Here is a 17,925-nt window from a genome sequence, read left to right as displayed (position 1 = left end):
AATTAAGGGTTGGATAACAGCTTGTCCAACCCTTTTCTCATAGGTTCCGAGGTGTTTCTCATCTTATTCTCATACTCCTTTCCTTCTTCAGTTTAATTGGCAACTTTCTGTTGTTTATAGCTTTTCTGTGTATTATTTACCGTATACTTATCTGTTTTTCCTTCATCATAACCGTTTTTTCTTACCACTATCCGGTTTGTTGCACTCTAGTGAACAGATCGTTGCATTCCAGTGAACGGTTCTTTCCACTAGAGTGCAAGGATCTGTTCACTGGAGTGCAACGATTGGTTTCCTCCTTAGAAAAAACGGTATTATCCATTGATTAATAACTTATTAACGAGTACATTTCATATAAACAAACAATGAATTGTTTGTAAAATGTCATTGCTGTAGGAATAAAAGCAGTACACACGAAAAGAAGCAATAAGTTCTGTTGATGGGAAATCAATCCTCCGGATACACTATGAGAAATGCCTCCAGTAAGTATGAGAAATGAGGTAAAATCCGGGGTGTTTGGCCAAAAAACTATGAGAAATGCCTATTTAGAAATCATTTCTCATAGACTATCTGTTTGACAGTCTTTGCTTTATACGAATACTATGAGAATATGAGAAATGAAAATGAAAAATCTTTTGCAGGAGGGAAAAGCGAAAGTTGACAGAAAAAATGGTGTTTAATTCCTAGGCCGATCTATTCCAAGTTATTCCAATCATTTGGTTCTGTTATAAAATCTAATAATGCCTCCTAAAAATAACGACGGTTAATTTCACGGCGGTTAATTTTCGCCATTACTTGCTGTTATAGTCTGCCCTCATAGCTATATCCCCGATGAATAAAGGGATTAAAGTAGCTTATGAGGGCATGAGGGCAAAATTATAAAATCTTTATAGAGAGTGATTGCAAATCGTCGGCGGATGAACTGCTACCATAAAGTACCTTGTATGTTCCGGTCAAAGGACGCATCGTATTAGTGGCGGTATCAAACCACTCGAATGATTCGTAGGGAAGCTCGATTGTTACATTTTCGGTCTTGCTTTTGGATATGTTGACCCGTTGGAAACCACGAAGAGTTTTTTGCGGACCTTCTTTGTCGTCAGGACGGCAGATGTATACTTGAACCACTTCTTCACCGTCTCTCTGTCCGACGTTACTTACCGGGATAGTAAGGATGGCTTTTTCGCCTTTGGCTAGTTTCGATTGGTTCAGTGTGGCTTTCCCATAAGAGAAACGGGTATAACTTAAACCGTAGCCGAATGGATAAAGAGGAGTTTCCGCCATGAAACGATAAGTACGTCCCTTCATCGAATAATCTTCATAGTCCGGTAATTGCTGCAAACCTTTATAGAAAGTGATAGGCAGACGTCCGGCAGGATTGTAATCTCCGAAAAGAACATCAGCAACGGCTGTTCCACCTGCCTGTCCGGGATACCATGCTTGCAGGATAGCATCGCAATTCAGCGTTTCGGGCACGATGGCCATCGCCGAACCGGAGAAATTGACGAATACTGTTTTCTTTCCATTCTTTTTCAGAAGAGCAAGAACTTCGCGCTGGATGGCGGGTAATTCGATTTCTGTACGGTCGCCACCTTTGAATCCGGGGTCGGATACCCGCATGGATTCTCCTTCCAACAGGGGAGAGATACCTCCGGCAAAGATAACTACATCTGCGCTTTGCAACTTGTTCAGGATTTCACGGGCATCCATAGGAGTTTGTTTCGCCAGGTCGAAGTTCAGTGCAGGGTTATCTTTTACCTGGATAAAATGCAACTCAATGTCGTAACTCTTTCCTGCTTCGTAGTTGAAAGAATACAGATTGGTATGATTCTTGATGTTGGTGGCTTCAGCTATTTGCTTGCCGTTGAGGAATAAAGTGACTCCTCCGTTCGTCATCACGCGGAAAGTGGCGGCACCGGAATCCACCGGGCGGAAAGTGGAACGATAGATGGCGGTGAAGTTTTTCAATCCTACACCGGGAGCAAATACGGTAGAACCTTCGGCACTGAAATGGAAAGGAGTGGTCAGGCGGTCGGTTGCGGCAATCTTGCCTTTGTATTCGCGGTTATTCCAGTAGGTGGCGTTGAATCCGGCTTCTCCGTCGATACTGCACTGGTTGAACAGGCTGTGCAGGGTGGTGTCGTTTGTATATCCGCATACAGGTTCGTAGATGATTTGTGCGTCGGGCAGTTTGGCGCGTATTCCTTCCAGTAAAGTAACGGTATGTGAAGGGAAGCCGTTGTAGTTGCCCCATTGCATGACCGAGTCATTGGCATTGGGGCCGATGACTGCCACTTTCATCTGGCGGTTTAATGGAAGGATGTTGTTTTTGTTTTGGAGCAATACCAGACTCTCATGTGCCATTTTCAGTGCCAGTTCTTTGTGTTTGGGACAGTCGATAACAGAAAATGGAATGTTACTCCAAGGATGAGTCGGATTCATTTCTCCCAGTTCAAAGCGGGCCTTCAGTAGTCTTTTGACTGATGTGTTGATTTTCTCTTCCGAAATCAGCCCTTTTTTCACAGCATCGGTGATGCTTTTGAAGTTGCCGCCACATTCGAGATCCGTTCCGCTTAAAACAGCGTCGGCAGAGGCATGGGTGGCATCGGGATGCGTTTCATGTTTTTTGCGCTGGAAGAAGTCTCCGATTGCTCCGCAGTCGGAGACTACGATTCCTTTGAATCCCCAGTCGTTGCGGAGAATTTGGGTTAACAGACGATTGCTGCCGCAGCAGGGATCGCCTTCGAAACGATTGTAGGCGCACATCACTTCTTTAACTCCTGCTTTTTGTACCAGTTCCTTGAAGGCAGGCAGATAGGTTTCCCATAAATCTCTGGGTGCGATGTTTTCTGCGTTGAAGCTGTGACGGTTCCATTCGGGACCCGAGTGCACGGCAAAGTGTTTGGCGCAGGCATGAAGTTTGTCATATTCGGCATCTTCCGGTCCTTGCAGGCCTCTGACTACTGCCATTCCCATCCGACCGCTCAAGTAAGGGTCTTCGCCATAGGTTTCCTGTCCCCGTCCCCAGCGGGGGTCGCGGAAGATATTGACGTTGGGAGTCCACATGGTCAGTCCCTGATAACGTTTATAATGTCCTTTTTCATTGAATTGGCGGTTCTTGGCACGTGCTTCATCGGATACGGCATCAAAGACTTCATATAGTAATGCATCGTTGAAAGAAGCGGCCATACCTATGGTTTGCGGAAAAACAGTAGCCAGTCCGGCACGGGCAACGCCATGAAGGGCCTCGTTCCACCATTCATACGGCTTAATGCCAAGCCGGGGAATAGCCGGTGAATTGTTTTGCATCAACGCCACTTTTTCTTCTAATGTGAGGCGTTGAAGTAAATCATCCGCCCGTTGTTCCACAGTCAGCTTCGTGTCCTGATAGGGATACTTGCTGGGTTGTTGTGCCTGTACATTTACCCCTTGAATTCCGATAAAACAGGCAATGATCCATTGCTTTTTCATTTTCTAGTTTTTTTGGTTTTTAGATTTGAGACTGCAATAGTACGCCCTTTTCATTCTTTTTGTGGGGAATATCCGGTAGAAAAGGAGGATTTCTTCACTTTTTCCTTTCTTTATATTCTGACGGAGTAATTCCTATCACTTTTTTGAAGCACTTGCTGAAATATTTAGGATCGTTGAACCCCGTCATGTATGCTACCTGTGAGAAGTTATATTCGTTGCTGTCAATCAGTTGTACAGCACGTTTGATACGTATTTCCCGTATAAAGTCAACTGGTGTCAACCCGACAATTGATTTTAATTTCCGGTAGAAGATTGTGCGGCTAAGCATCAACTGTTCTGCAAATTCGTCAATCGTTAGTTCGGCGTTGTCCATCTGTTCTTCCATGTATGCCATTACTTTCTCCATAAATTGCTCGTCGTATGGAGTAATCTGTGGTTGTGAAGGAGTCAGAGGATCGGGAGAAGAGGTCTTCTTTCCTTCCATCAGTCTATTCATATAGAGCTCCTGCAATGCTTTGCGTTGTCGTAACAAGGAGGCTACACGGGTCTTTAGATAAGTAGCACTGAAAGGTTTGGTGATATAATCGTCAATGCCTTGTTCCAATCCGGCGATACGGTCGTCCAGAGAGGCTTTGGCAGATAATACGATGATGGGGATATGGCAAATATTGTTGTTCTCTTTGATTTGCCTGATCATTTCTAAACCGTCCATTACCGGCATCATAACATCACTGATAATAAGATCGGGCAGATCGTCAACAGCATGTTGCAATCCCTCTTCACCATTGGAAGCTGTGATTACCGTATAATTCTCCGATAAAATACTTTTCAGAAAAGCCTTTAACTCTTCATTATCTTCTACCACCAGTATGGAGAAACTATCCGAATTAGTCTCAAGGTCTTCTTTTTTTTCCACCTCTTCCGGTGCTTTCATGCTATCGACGGGATGAGGCGCTGAACGCTGGCTATCATTCAGGATAAATTCTACCTGCACATCCTCTTCGAAAATTTCCCGTTGTAAAGGCAAGCTTACTGTAAAACGGCTGCCTACTCCGGGTTGACTATTTACTGTAATAGTGCCATGATGCATTTCCACCATCTCTTTCACGAGAGACAGTCCGATTCCGGAAGATGGTTGCAGAATATTCTGTTTTACCAATGACTCGAAACGTTGGAACAAGGAATGTTGCTTTTCTACTGCAATTCCGATTCCTTCGTCTGCAACCTCTATCTCTACCGTCTTCTCTTTCGTTGTGATATGAACGGTGATCGATTTGTCGGCAGGTGTATACTTGAATGCATTGGAAAGCAGATTGAAGAATATCTTTTCAAACTTGTCTCTGTCCACCCAGCTATACACCGATTGGATGGTAGAAGTCAGCTGATAGTTTATGTTCTTTTCTTCGGCTATCAGTTTGAAGCTACTCATCACCTTTTGCAGAAGTGGAATCAAATCGGTTTCTTCAATCAGTAGTTTCATTTTCTGATTCTGAATCTTGCGGAAATCCAGAATCTGATTCATCAGTCGGAGCATGCGCTCTGTGTTCTGATGTACCAAAGTCAAGTGTTCACGGGCAGAAGGAGAAAGAGGTTCATTCTCTAATACCTCTGTCACAGGACTACTGATTAAAGTCAGCGGAGTGCGTAACTCATGAGATATGTCCGTAAAAAATCGCAGTTTGATATTTGCTAATTGTTGTTCCATATCCACTCTGTGACGTAACCGGTAGATGTAAAATAATACATATACGATGCTTGCCGTAAAGAGTATGAATAGAATGAAATAGAGCAGCCATGCCCAGTAGGTTTCCCAAAAGGTGGGGAGTACATGTATAGATAGAGTCCGTACATTGTCCACCCAGACCCCGTCACTGTTTGTTGACTTTATCTGCAACTGATATTTGCCTGCAGGTAAGTTGATGTAGCTAGCGGAACGGTTATTATCTGCTTCATTCCATTCTTTCTCTAATCCTTGCAGGCGATAAGCATATAGAATCCCTTTCGGATTGACATAATCAAGCGCAGCAAACTGGAAAGTTACATTCCTTTGCGACGGTTCCAGTTCCAATTCTTCCAGATTGTCAATGGAGTGATCGGTAAGGTGTCCTTGAATCTTGAGTCCTGTAAACACAATAGGAGGAACATAGCTACTCTTCCGCATCTTCTCCGGAGAAACTTCCAGAAAGCCTTTATCAGTTCCCAATACAATTTGGTTACGGGCATTGATGATAGGAAGAGCTTCGGAGAAATTGAACTCCTGATAGATGGAACTTAATTCATAGTTCTCAAAAGTTTCTTTGGCCGGATCGAACTTGGAGAGCGCAATCTCCGAAACAACCCATAATTGATTCTGTGCATCTTCAATGATTGATAGTGCCAAGTCGGAGGCCAACCCGTTGTTCTTGTCGTAGTTCTTGAATTGGATATGATCGCTAAGCAGGTTGGGAGATATCACTTTGTTTACACCTCCGGTAAAGCTGATGACATAAGTGGTTTTATTCTTGTCTGTATAGATATGCATGATATCATTGGCACTAAGACTGTTTTTATCTCCCGGCCTATGGATATTCCGGTAGAATTTAATTTCTTCCAGACGTTCGAAGTTGTTTGAGAATGTAAGCAGCCCGTTAGTCGTTCCCACCAAAATCACTCCTCCCGGAGCTTCTGCAATATTGCGTACTTTCATACCGTAAGCTATGGGATAGTTTCTTAATTCATTATTACTATGAATAAAGGATGTTTTTCCATCTTTATCCTGTGTCAGCATATTTAAACCGCCCCCATAACATCCCACCCAAATGTTGTTGCGACTGTCCTGAAAGATGGCATAAATGCTATTGCTGCTTAAACTATAAGGATCGTTTGGCTGGTGTTCAAAATGGTGAATAGAATAATGATTTACTCCTGTCTTTTTGAGTTGGAAAAGTCCGATATCTTTAGTCCCCAACCAGATATTTCCATCTTTATCTTCCAGAATGGAATATACTCCATTATAGAACGACTGTTTTTCTTTAATGATATTTCCTTGTTTGGATAAATATCCCGCCAAGCTACCATCCGGTGCAAATATCTGGATATAATTAGATTTCGATGCTGTCCATAGACGTTGATTGCTGTCTTGCAGGAAGGCACGTGTTTCCGCCTCGTAATCAGTCAAGTTAAATTGATAACTCTGTGGAAAGAAGCATAGTTTCTCTACGCCGCGTGCTGTTGCAAACCAGCAGTTCCCCTGATTATCCAATGTATAAGACCTGACTAACGGACTGAAAATAGACTTGGGATTATTGATATCCGTAAGAAGCGGTTTGAGAGTTCTTTCTTTCCGGTCATAGTAGCAAAAGTTTCCTTCCGTGGGGAGTAGCCATAGGTTTTTCGCATTGTCTTCAAAAATAAGTTTGCGACTTTTACGCCCATGCTTGATAATCTCATCTTTGGGAGTGAACAGATGCTCTTTTTCATGGGTCGCGAGGTTAAGATGAACAATCCCCGGATCTTTTGAAAAGATCCAGATATCTCCCAAGTGGTCTTGATAGACAGATTCCACATCGTTGGAAGTTTGGGTAGCTGTACGGATGTCTATTTGCTGGAAACTATTCTTCGGGATAGAATATAAAATGAGTCCATTGTCCGTTCCCAATGCCAGCATATCTTTTCCTATGGCAGTGACATTGTTTATTTTATGATGGGGATAAGGAATGTCTACGAATTTCAGTTTTTTAGTGTGGAAGTTATATCTGGCTAACTTGTCATTTTCTGCAATCAGATAGATGGTTTCTTTTATTTGAGTGATAAACTGGAAAGGAAAGTCTGTATCCAGTGTTTTCTTTCCTATGATAGAAACACCTTTGTCCGTCAATATCCATTCATCTTCTTCAGAGTCTTGATAAACGCTCAATATCTGATCTCCTTTCAGATTGTGGTTGGAAGTTGAATAAAGAGTGATACCTTCTCCTTTTTTACATCGTTGTTCGTCTACTCTGAAAGCATATCCGTTTTTACAGAGAATCCAGGCGATCCCTTTCTCCAGCGAATAAATACGCGTGACATCATTTGTTTGTTTCGTGGCAAGCTCAATAGGTTGGAGGACATCGATAAACTTCTCGGTTTCCACATCAAAAAGACAAGCTTGTCCATCGTAAGTGGGACACCATATATCTCCGTATTTGCTTTCTGAAATAGTCCCCATGCGATTGCTTCCGAATGCATATTTACTTTCTTGCGAAGTTTTATAAGTCTTAAACGTGTATCCGTCAAATTTGTTAAGCCCATTCCAGGTACTAAACCAAACAAGCCCTTTCTGATCCTGTAATATGCTCATCACTACTCCTTGAGCGAGACCGTCACTTACCGAAAAGTGTTTGACCTGACAGATGGGTTGAGCGGTTAGAGTGATTGTTATTGTCAGAAAAAGAAATAGAATATGGAGCCGTTTCATAGTAGTTGTTTTAATGTTTGTAGCAAAAATAGAGAAAACAAAGCAGAATAGAAAGATAGATAGGTGGTTTGAACGAATAATACTCGTTTTTGCCTATTTTTTCCTCTTCTTGCTATATAGCTCTGATTTCTATTTTGTGTTTTAGATAAAGTCAAGGAATCATATTAGTAAAAAATCCTCTTTATAATCTTTTCAGATTATAAAGAGGATAATTTTATTGACAAGAGTTGCATGGGGTATGGTGAGATGAAATCATAATTGGGGAATAAATTGCACAAGACTTTCACAAGTATCCTCCTGCCAATGCCTAAAATCATAGCAAAGCTAATTAAATAGTTTTTCGTATTGCAATATTTATTAATTTATCTTATAGTAATTATGATTTTTTTAATATATTGAAGATATTTTGTGCCAACTTTCCGTAACTCGTTGATTTTGCTTATGTTTGTAGGTAAAATAAAGAAAAAAAGTGAATGAATATGTCTACGCAGCTATTATATAATGATTTCCCTACTTTTCTGCGGAAATATTTTCCTTACAAAGTACAAAAGATTTCATTGAATGCAGGTTTCACTTGCCCTAATCGTGATGGAACAAAAGGATGGGGCGGATGTACGTATTGTAATAACCAGACTTTTAATCCGGATTATTGTCGGACAGAGAAATCTGTTACTACCCAGTTGGAAGAAGGCAAATGTTTTTTTGCCCATAAATATCCGGAAATGAAATATTTAGCCTACTTTCAGGCTTATACCAATACGTATGCGGAGTTGGAAGGCTTGAAGCGTAAGTATGAGGAAGCATTGGCGGTGGATGGAGTAGTCGGGCTGGTGATTGGTACGCGTCCCGATTGTATGCCGGAAAGCTTGTTGCGTTATCTGGAAGAATTGAACAAACATACGTTTCTCATGGTAGAATATGGGATCGAAAGCACTTGTGATGAAACCTTGAGACGTATTAACCGGGGGCATACTTATGCAGATACAGTAGAAGCTGTGTGCCAGACAGCGGCCTGTGGTATCCTGACAGGTGGACATATCATCCTCGGGCTTCCGGGAGAAACGCATGATACAATGGTGGCGCAAGCGGAAATTCTTTCCGATCTGCCTTTAGCTACGCTCAAAATTCATCAGTTACAGTTGATCCGTGGTACGCGAATGGCACATGAGTATGACGTAACTCCTGCTGACTTTCATTTGTTTAGTGAGGTTGAGGAATACATTGATCTGGTGATTGATTATGTAGAGCATCTCCGTCCGGATATGGTTGTGGAACGCTTTGTTTCCCAATCTCCTAAAGATTTATTAATAGCTCCGGACTGGGGATTGAAAAATTATGAATTTGTAGCTCGTTTACAAAAAAGAATGAAAGAAAGAGGTGCTTATCAAGGTAAGAAGTATAGGGATTCGGAAAAAAGGATTATTTTTGCAGACGATAAACTTACCACTTAATAAACAGCTGTTTTGCGGAGTATAGAATAGTGGAAGAAATATTTAATGGATTTGAAAGATGGAAAGTAAAACAAGAATTAAAGGAAATGTCCACTATGTGGGAGTAAATGACCGTAACAAGCACAGATTTGAAGCGATGTGGCCATTGCCCTATGGAGTTTCATATAACTCTTATCTGATTGATGATGAAATGGTGGCATTGGTAGATACGGTAGATATCTGTTATTTTGAAGTCTACTTGCGTAAAATCAAGCAAGTGATTGGAGAACGTCCCATTAATTATTTGATTATAAATCACATGGAACCGGATCATTCGGGATCTATCCGATTGATTAAACAACATTATCCGGAGATTATCATTGTGGGTAATAAGCAGACATTCGGTATGATTGAAGGTTTCTATGGGGTAACCGGTGAACAATATCTGGTAAAGGATGGTGATTTCCTTGCTTTGGGACGTCACAAACTGCGTTTTTATATGACTCCGATGGTGCATTGGCCGGAAACGATGATGACTTTTGATGAAACGGATGGAGTTCTTTTCTCCGGCGACGGATTCGGATGTTTTGGTACGGTGGATGGCGGATTCCTGGATACTCGGATCAATGTAGATAAGTATTGGGGAGAAATGGTCCGTTATTACTCTAATATCGTTGGTAAATACGGAAGCCCCGTGCAAAAGGCTTTGCAGAAATTGGGCGGACTTCCCATTTCTGCCATTTGTTCTACTCACGGACCGGTATGGACGGAGAATATTGCAAAGGTGATCGGTATATATGATCGTTTGAGCCGTTATGATGCGGATGAAGGTGTTGTTATTGCTTACGGAAGCATGTATGGAAATACGGAGCAGATGGCGGAAGCTATTGCTGAAGAGCTTTCTGCACAGGGGGTTAAGAATATCGTTATGCATAACGTGACAAAGAGTCATCCTTCTTATATTATAGCGGATATTTTCCGTTATAAGGGATTGATTATCGGTTCTCCTACGTATAGTAATCAGATATTCCCGGAGGTGGAAGCGCTGCTTTCAAAGATTCTGCTGCGTGAGGTGAAGGGACGCTATTTGGGTTACTTCGGTTCTTTCGCATGGGCAGGTGCAGCGGTGAAACGTCTGGCGGAGTTTGCTGAAAAGAGTAAATTCGAATTGATCGGTGATCCGGTGGAGATGAAGCAGGCGATGAAAGACCTGACTTATACCCAGTGCGAAAATCTGGCACGTGCCATGGCAGACCGTTTGAAGAAAGATCGTTAAAACAGTGAATGAGATAATTTATTAACTAACCTATAAAACAATCGACTTATGAGACTTATTATTCAGCCGGACTATCAGTCCGTATCTCTGTGGGCTGCACATTATGTTGCCGCTAAAATAAAAGCTGCCAATCCAACCCCCGAAAAACCATTTGTGTTGGGCTGTCCTACCGGATCATCTCCTCTGGGCATGTATAAAGCTTTGATTGACCTGAATAAGAAAGGAATCGTTTCCTTCCGGAATGTGGTAACATTCAACATGGACGAATATGTAGGATTGCCGAAAGAACATCCGGAAAGCTATTATTCTTTCATGTGGAATAACTTTTTCGGTCATATCGATATCAAACCGGAGAATACGAATATTCTGAATGGTAATGCTCCTGATTTGGATGCAGAATGTGCTCGTTACGAAGAAAAGATCAAGTCATATGGTGGCATTGACCTGTTTATGGGCGGTATCGGTCCTGACGGACATATTGCGTTCAACGAACCGGGATCTTCATTGACTTCACGCACTCGTCAGAAAACGTTAACAATGGATACCATCATTGCTAACTCCCGTTTCTTTGATAATGACATCAACAAAGTTCCTAAGACTTCTTTGACAGTGGGAGTGGGTACTGTGCTTTCTGCAAAAGAAGTGATGATTATTGTAAATGGTCATAACAAAGCTCGTGCTTTGTATCACGCTGTAGAAGGTGCTATCACACAGATGTGGACAATCAGTGCATTGCAAATGCATGAAAAGGGTATTATCGTTTGTGATGATGCTGCTACGGCGGAATTGAAAGTGGGTACTTACCGTTACTTTAAAGATATCGAATCTGCTCATTTGGATCCGGAATCATTGATTAAGTAAGATTCTATCCTCTGAATGGATTCCATCAAAAGAATGGGCTGCTTCCGTATCGAACGGAGGGCAGCCCTTTTTTTGATAGAAAGATTGATTCCGGTGGAAAGATATTAATTCTCTTCCAGCCATCCTTTCCCTTGCCGGATGATTTCCGGCTCGTCGTCGGTACATTTCACTACGGTAGAAGGTTCTATACCTCCGATACCTCCGTCAATGACCAGATCAACGATGTCACCGAACTTCTCATCTATCAGTTCGGGATCTGTCATATATTCCAAGTCCTCATGCTCTTCGTAGGGCAGTGTGGTAGTCATAATGGGAGCATCCAACAGGCGTGCGATTTCGCGGATGATGTTATTATCCGGCATACGGATACCCACTTCTTTCCGGTTGCGGAAGATTTTGGGCAACCGATTGGTTCCGTTCAAAATAAAAGTAAATGGCCCCGGAAGATTATGCTTCATCAGCTTGAAGATATTATTGTCTACTTTCGCATATTCGCTGATGCTACTCAAGTCATAACAGATGATAGACAGGTTGTTCTTTCGAGGGTCTATCTCTTTGATCCGGCATATCCTTTCTATGGCACGTTCCTTCAAACCATGACAGCCGATGGCGTACATCGTATCAGTGGGATAGATAATCAGTCCGCCGTCATTCAGGATATCGATGATTCGTTGTAAATCCTGCGGGTTATTATTTTTGTCATATAGCTTCAGAAGCATAATTCATTCTCCTTCTTTCTTATTTGAGTTTCTTTTTTAAGAAATCCAGTGCCTTTTCTGCAGCCTTCTCTGTCACCTTTTGTTTGATTGAGTCCTTATTGGCGGTAGCGGCAGAGTCCAGTCCTAGTTTCTGTCCGAGTTTGCTGATAGCTTCATCGGCTACAGCTTCGACAGCTTGGTTGGCCATACTTTTAGTATCGACGCTGACTTTCGGAGAGGTAAATGAACCGCCGATCTTCAAGTCGAGAGTCATTAGTTTAGAGATATTGCCTACAGATGCGGGCAGCTTCACTTTTCCGGAATAGTCGATGGTTTGATCGAGGCCTGTGCTACCGGAAAGATTCAATGTGTAGTCTCCCATCTTGATATCGAACGGTTTGGTTTCTACGCGTCCGTCTTTGATGGTGAAATCCAGTGTCATATCTTTCACCTTCATGTCTTTCAGACTTGGCTGTTTAACGGCATCGGCTATCTCGTCAATTGCTTTCACTCCGCTTAAACTAAGATCACGGGTGGAAAGGCTGCCATCACCTTGCATTGTATTCAGTACAGGGCTCATGGTTGCATCCAGATCTGTCAGTACATTGATGCTTCCGGAGAAATTACCTTTCAGGTTTTCGAAGATAGGAGCCATCTTCTGCACCATATCCAACTCTTTGTAAGCTTGTGCGAAACCGATATTGGAGAGTTTGAATCCGGCTTTCATTTCCGGCTTCTTTACGTTGGCAGTGGAGTAGTAGCCGTTCATGACCACGTTGCCACCCATGGTGTTCATGGAGAGATTTTTCATATCCACTTTGCCATCTTTTATCACAAGCTTACCGTTCATATTATTGAAAGACATCTTATCGAATAACACCTGTTTCAGGTTAGCGTCCATTTGGAAGTCGATGTTGCGGGGAACTTCCATAATACCCGTGGCAGCTGTAGCTACGGAGTCGGTAGACGCAGTTTCTGATGCAGTCGTTTCATCCGCAGAAGCGGTCATGAAGTCGTTCAGATTAAAATAGTTGGAACGGATATTCAGGTTCCCTTTCAATGTAGTACCCTTCAATGCATAACCGATATAGTTTTCAAACCTGCTGTCGGCTGTGATATCATTCTTCCCGATGTTGACGGTTGTTTCGCTCAACTGGAGGTATTTCGGGGTGAAAGTGAAGAGGGACTTCTTGATTTCTACGTCCGGCATATCTTTCATTTTGAGTTTCATACCCGTCAGTCCGATAGTGCCCGAAGCTTGCATACGTTCGTATTCCTCTTTTTCGATATAGGAAAGTCGTCCCGACATTTGCATATCAGCATCAATGGTACCGTTCAACTCCATGTCTCCAAGTGGATAGACTTGTTTGATCATGCCTAAGTTGAGAATCCCTTTAGCTTCAGCTTTAAAGTCCGGATCGCTGACCGGCGTTTTCACATTAGCCGTCAGGCTAAACGGATTTCCGGCAAGACGGAAACTGAAAGGATTGATATTGACCGTAGTCAGGTCGATATTTCCTCCCGGGTTCTGGACGTTGGCACTGATATTGATTTGATCCACTCCTGCCGGTAAAGCCGGATAGCGGAACATGGCATTCTTGACTTGCATATCAATGTTGAATGCAGGAACGGTGTCGCCTTGCAAGATACCTTTCGCCGTTGCGGTAAGCGTAGCGGTTCCGTCTGTTTTCAGACTGGAGAATTCCGTAGCATAAATGGCTGGGATCAGTGACAGGATTTCCTTAAACCCGATATCGTTCGTGTTAAGTTTCAGGTCCATGTCGATAGCCGGATCTTTCAAAGCTACCCAACCGTCGATACCTGCCTGAATGGCGTTGAGGCGGATGGTGTTGTCTTTTAATGTGTATTTATTATTGGCAAGGTCGGCATCCACATCCATTGTTGCGGAGATATTGGCATTGGCAAGGAAAGGGATTCCATTCATCTTGTAAGTAAGTGATTGGGTTTCCGCCTCCAGTTTCAGAGTAGTACGGTCACTTCCTAAGTCTCCGGCGCAGCTTGCGTTAAAGTCGCGGATATCAGCATACATCTTCCCTTGTTGATCGTCATAAATCAGGTTCATGTTTTTGATAACAAACCGTTGTAGCTTTACTTTGAAAGGAGAAGATGCTTCTTCTTCTGAAACAGGAGTTTCGGCAGTTGCTGTTGTATCCGGTTTCATGATATCCCAGTTGGCACGTCCGTCCGGCAATACAATGGCATGTAACCGTGTATCTTCAATAAATATTTTAGAAATATCGTAACCGCTATCTCCGAAAAGAGAGAATAAGTTGACTGCGGCAGTAACTTCTCCGGCCTGTACAAGGGTGTCATTGGCGAATTCACCAGTACCTTTCAACCAGAAATCTTCGAGAGTGACAGAAGCCTGTGGAAAGTTACGGAACAGGCTAATGTTAAGGTTCTTAAAGTCAAATTGTGCATTAAGCATTTTGTTGCCTTCTGTTTTTACAATGTCGGCTATCTTTCCCTGGAAGGCGAAAGGAAGAAGGAACATCAGAATGATGATGACTCCTACTGTGATAGCTGCGATTTTCAAACCTTTTTTCATTTGCTTCTATTTTAAGAGTTTGAGATATTACAAAGAGCAAAACTAATAAAAGTTTTTGATTAATAGTACCTCGCTCTTGAAAAACATGTCATTATTAAACAACAATAAGATTTGGATATAAAGAAAAATAATGAATGCATATCTCTTCGCTAAATAATTTCACCACAGAGGACACGGAGGACACAGAGTTCTTTTCTCTCTTTCTGCAAGTAAAACAGAGCGATAAATACGTGAGAAGCTGTGTTACTCTATAGTGAATAAAAAATATTAAACCTCTGTGTCCTCTGTGGTGAACTCATAAATGAGCATTTACCTCATTTCGGTATTGAATTAACTTCGCCAAAGGGGCTGTTTTATTTCCCTTTTTTCTTTTTGAGTTCTTCCGCAATTCTCCATTGCAAAGCAGCTTCCCCTTCTTTACCTACCTTCAACAGGGCATCCCCGAATAGCTCATGTGCTCCGGCATGTTCCGGTTTCAGACTTGTTGCTTTGTCCAAATCTGCAATTGCTCCTTCTGTATCTTCCGTTTTTAATCGAAGTTTTCCCCGATTATAAACAGCCTTGAAGTTTGCGGGATGGAGGTTGACTGCGATGTTGAAGCAGTTTTCAGCGTCAAAATATTCTTTATTGTTGAAGAGGGTGATGCCTTTTCTCACCCAGGCGTCCACATAATTAGGGTCGAGGCTAAGGGCTTTATCGTAGTTGGCGAGGGCAGCGCGTATATCGTGGGCTTGGGTAATACATTCGTTACCCATTAATAGATATTCATGGGCATATTGTCGTATGCGTTCCTGTTGTTCACGCATTTGTTCTTTGAGTTTTTTATTTTGCTCTTTTAGCGTATTGATGATACCGAGCTTGCGGCGGATTAAACGGCGGGGAACAGGTTTTTCAATATCGTAGCGGGAATGGATAGCACGAAAAAACTGTTCCAGGCATTCTTCCATGTCTCCTTTATCGAAAGCGCGTGAAGCGGCGGCGTATTGCACATCGGCCTGTGCTTGTTTCAGAGCTTTGTCGATAGCCTGGCGGTCGTTGAAGCGTCCGGCAAAGTTTACGATTTCGGGGCGGACGAAGACGTCGGCACGGTTAATAGGTTTTTTGAGCTGAATACCGTCCAGTGAGGTACAACGGCTTAGTGCCACGTATGCTTGTCCACCTGCAAATACACCACCTGTGAAGTCGATGACTACACGGCTGAAAGTCAGTCCCTGACTCTTATGGACAGTGATGGCCCAAGCTAACCGGATGGGGTATTGGGTGAAGCTGCCTAAGACTTCTTCTTCTATTTCTTTGGTCTTTTCGTTGTAGCGATAACGGATATTGCGCCATGACTCACGCTTTACGTCACACTCTTTTCCATCATCGGTGATAACATAGATCGTTTCTTCTTCCTCATCAATTCCGGCAATGACACCAATGGTACCGTTTACCCACCTGCGGTCGAAATCATTTTTAATAAAGATGATTTGTGCACCGGGTTTCAGTACGAGTTCTTGTGAAGTGGGCAAACTGCTTTCGGGGAAATCTCCTTCGATGACTCCTTCAAAAGTAATGGAGTCGCCGGGAAGTTCTGCCAGTTTCTTTTCGTTGATAGAGTCTACCGTATCTCTGCGGGTGGCCAAAGTGATATACATATCAGCTTCCGATTCTTCTATCTGACTTCCATAACGGGTGTTCAGTAGTTGCAGATCGGCCGCTCCGGCTGTATTGTTCCGGATATGGTCGAGGACACCGACAAAAACGGGGTCTGTTTGACGGTATACTTTTTGAAGTTCGATGGATACCAGATCTATCTGTCCGAATACTCTGGCAGAGAAAAAGTAGGGAGTGGGATAGAAGCGATTCAATATTTCCCGTTCGTCGTTCTTTACGACGGGTTCCAGTTGGAATACGTCACCTACTAATAACAGTTGTTTTCCTCCGAAAGGTTCGCGCAGATTGTGAGAGTATACACGTAGGATTCGGTCGATGGCATCAATGATATCCGCCCTTACCATTGAAATTTCGTCGATGATGACCAGTTCTATTTGTTCCAACAGCTTCCGCTGAGGCTTGGTGTATTTGAAAAATTCATGGATACGACCACGCTGGAGACTCAAGTTCGGGTCATCCGGCAGCAGCGGATAGAAAGGGAGTTTGAAGAAACTGTGCATCGTACTTCCTCCGGCATTGATAGCAGCGATGCCTGTCGGGGCGAGTACAACATGTTTCTTTTTGGTGTTTTCGCAGACGTAACGCAGGAATGTAGATTTCCCTGTACCCGCTTTCCCGGTCAGGAAAACCGATTGACGCGTATATTGAATCAGATTCAGGGCGTCCTGAAACGCTGCGTTATTGGTGTCTACACTCATAATCAGATAATACCAAAATGCTTCATTGCCTTGCTGATGCCATCCTCGTCAATGGGAGCTGTCACATAATCGGCAGCGGCTTTCACATCCTCTTTGGCTTGTCCCATGGCTACTCCGATGGCTGCATGGCGGAGCATGCTGATGTCATTTCCTCCGTCTCCGAAAGCCATGGTATCTTCGAGTTTAATATCAAAATAGCGGATTATTTCATCAATGCCCTTTTGCTTGGTGTCTCCTTTGGCGGTCACATCGGCAAATGCAGGATACCACCGGCCTATCTCGCAGGTAGGAATAGACGGACGGATTTCTTTTTCTTCCTCTTCCGTGATAAAGGGTGTCATTTGGATGACTTCCTTGCTGGTTGCCTCCTCGAAAGATACAGTCGGAATCACATTCACGTGCAGGAAATCATAGAATATCTTTTTCACCATGTCATCAGGTTGGCAGACAGAGATATTATGTTCTTCTACAAAAATGCAGGGAACACCTTTTTTCTCGCAGAAATCTCCCATCGCTTTTACTTCGTCTTGGGGGATGGCACTTTTATAGATTACCTGTTCCCCGACAAAGCAGTAAGCCCCGTTCATGGTAATATATCCATCGATCAGATTCCGGTCTTGCAATTCGGAGAGGTTGTTGATTATGGCTTTCGGACGTCCTGTAGCGATAAATATCTTCAGTCCTTTTGCACGGGCGGCTTCTAGTGCCTCAATGGTAGACGACGGGATGCGGTGAGTTTCAAAACTGACCAATGTTCCGTCTATATCAAAAAATAATGCTTTCGTCATAAATTCTTTTTTGAATGGAGTACAAAAGTACTATTTTTCTATGTAAATA

9 protein-coding genes are annotated in these 17,925 nt (G+C 42.9%); 3 read left to right on the top strand and 6 right to left on the bottom strand.

Annotated elements, in window-relative coordinates; all coding sequences use genetic code 11:
- Positions 1 to 873: 873 nt before the first annotated feature.
- The gene (gene xyl3A / locus AAHJ11_RS06355; protein ID WP_320974906.1) at positions 874 to 3,465 is read right to left on the bottom strand and encodes a xylan 1,4-beta-xylosidase; all 2,592 of its coding nucleotides are present in this window, start codon (positions 3,463 to 3,465) and stop codon (positions 874 to 876) included.
- Between the two features lie 94 nt (positions 3,466 to 3,559).
- A complete protein-coding gene (locus tag AAHJ11_RS06350) occupies positions 3,560 to 7,900 on the bottom strand; it encodes a two-component regulator propeller domain-containing protein (RefSeq protein WP_320974907.1) in 4,341 nt (1,446 codons plus the stop codon).
- Between the two features lie 473 nt (positions 7,901 to 8,373).
- Between AAHJ11_RS06350 and AAHJ11_RS06345 the strand changes: the two genes are divergently transcribed.
- The 3 genes from AAHJ11_RS06345 to nagB are packed head-to-tail and all read left to right on the top strand — an operon-like array spanning position 8,374 to position 11,467.
- Positions 8,374 to 9,351 carry a TIGR01212 family radical SAM protein gene (locus tag AAHJ11_RS06345; RefSeq protein ID WP_195648520.1) on the top strand — a complete coding sequence of 326 codons (978 nt, stop codon included), beginning with the start codon at positions 8,374 to 8,376 and terminating at the stop codon, positions 9,349 to 9,351.
- A gap of 58 nt (positions 9,352 to 9,409) precedes the next feature.
- Positions 9,410 to 10,606, top strand: a complete 1,197-nt coding sequence (locus AAHJ11_RS06340; RefSeq protein ID WP_004305272.1) for an FprA family A-type flavoprotein — start codon at positions 9,410 to 9,412, stop codon at positions 10,604 to 10,606.
- Positions 10,607 to 10,654: 48 nt separating this feature from the next.
- On the top strand, positions 10,655 to 11,467 hold the full coding sequence (nagB, locus tag AAHJ11_RS06335; RefSeq protein ID WP_148366400.1) for a glucosamine-6-phosphate deaminase: 813 nt from the start codon (positions 10,655 to 10,657) through the stop codon (positions 11,465 to 11,467).
- 104 nt (positions 11,468 to 11,571) lie between these two features.
- Here the strand turns inward: nagB and AAHJ11_RS06330 are convergent, their stop codons facing one another.
- The 4 genes from AAHJ11_RS06330 to AAHJ11_RS06315 form a co-directional block, all read right to left on the bottom strand.
- On the bottom strand, positions 11,572 to 12,186 hold the full coding sequence (locus tag AAHJ11_RS06330) for an L-threonylcarbamoyladenylate synthase (RefSeq protein ID WP_148366399.1): 615 nt from the start codon (positions 12,184 to 12,186) through the stop codon (positions 11,572 to 11,574).
- A gap of 19 nt (positions 12,187 to 12,205) precedes the next feature.
- Positions 12,206 to 14,734 carry an AsmA-like C-terminal region-containing protein gene (locus AAHJ11_RS06325; RefSeq protein ID WP_148366398.1) on the bottom strand — a complete coding sequence of 843 codons (2,529 nt, stop codon included), beginning with the start codon at positions 14,732 to 14,734 and terminating at the stop codon, positions 12,206 to 12,208.
- A gap of 353 nt (positions 14,735 to 15,087) precedes the next feature.
- A complete protein-coding gene (locus AAHJ11_RS06320; RefSeq protein ID WP_148366397.1) occupies positions 15,088 to 17,088 on the bottom strand; it encodes a tetratricopeptide repeat protein in 2,001 nt (666 codons plus the stop codon).
- A 2-nt stretch (positions 17,089 to 17,090) separates the two neighbouring features.
- On the bottom strand, positions 17,091 to 17,876 hold the full coding sequence (locus tag AAHJ11_RS06315; protein WP_148366396.1) for a Cof-type HAD-IIB family hydrolase: 786 nt from the start codon (positions 17,874 to 17,876) through the stop codon (positions 17,091 to 17,093).
- Positions 17,877 to 17,925 lie beyond the last annotated feature (49 nt).

It is taken from the genome of Bacteroides sp. 90-K9/2 (assembly GCF_047310725.1).
GTDB classification, from domain to species: Bacteria; Bacteroidota; Bacteroidia; order Bacteroidales; family Bacteroidaceae; genus Bacteroides; species Bacteroides vicugnae.
This window is presented reverse-complemented; position numbering and strand designations above follow the sequence as displayed.

What these genes read in the sequence shown, in the direction of transcription:
- xyl3A (WP_320974906.1), bottom strand. Translation starts at nt 3,465, where the DNA reads ATGAAAAAGCAATGGATCATTGCCTGTTTTATCGGAATTCAAGGGGTA.
- AAHJ11_RS06350 (WP_320974907.1), bottom strand. Translation starts at nt 7,900, where the DNA reads ATGAAACGGCTCCATATTCTATTTCTTTTTCTGACAATAACAATCACT.
- AAHJ11_RS06345 (WP_195648520.1), top strand. Translation starts at nt 8,374, where the DNA reads ATGAATATGTCTACGCAGCTATTATATAATGATTTCCCTACTTTTCTG.
- AAHJ11_RS06340 (WP_004305272.1), top strand. Translation starts at nt 9,410, where the DNA reads ATGGAAAGTAAAACAAGAATTAAAGGAAATGTCCACTATGTGGGAGTA.
- nagB (WP_148366400.1), top strand. Translation starts at nt 10,655, where the DNA reads ATGAGACTTATTATTCAGCCGGACTATCAGTCCGTATCTCTGTGGGCT.
- AAHJ11_RS06330 (WP_148366399.1), bottom strand. Translation starts at nt 12,186, where the DNA reads ATGCTTCTGAAGCTATATGACAAAAATAATAACCCGCAGGATTTACAA.
- AAHJ11_RS06325 (WP_148366398.1), bottom strand. Translation starts at nt 14,734, where the DNA reads ATGAAAAAAGGTTTGAAAATCGCAGCTATCACAGTAGGAGTCATCATC.
- AAHJ11_RS06320 (WP_148366397.1), bottom strand. Translation starts at nt 17,088, where the DNA reads ATGAGTGTAGACACCAATAACGCAGCGTTTCAGGACGCCCTGAATCTG.
- AAHJ11_RS06315 (WP_148366396.1), bottom strand. Translation starts at nt 17,876, where the DNA reads ATGACGAAAGCATTATTTTTTGATATAGACGGAACATTGGTCAGTTTT.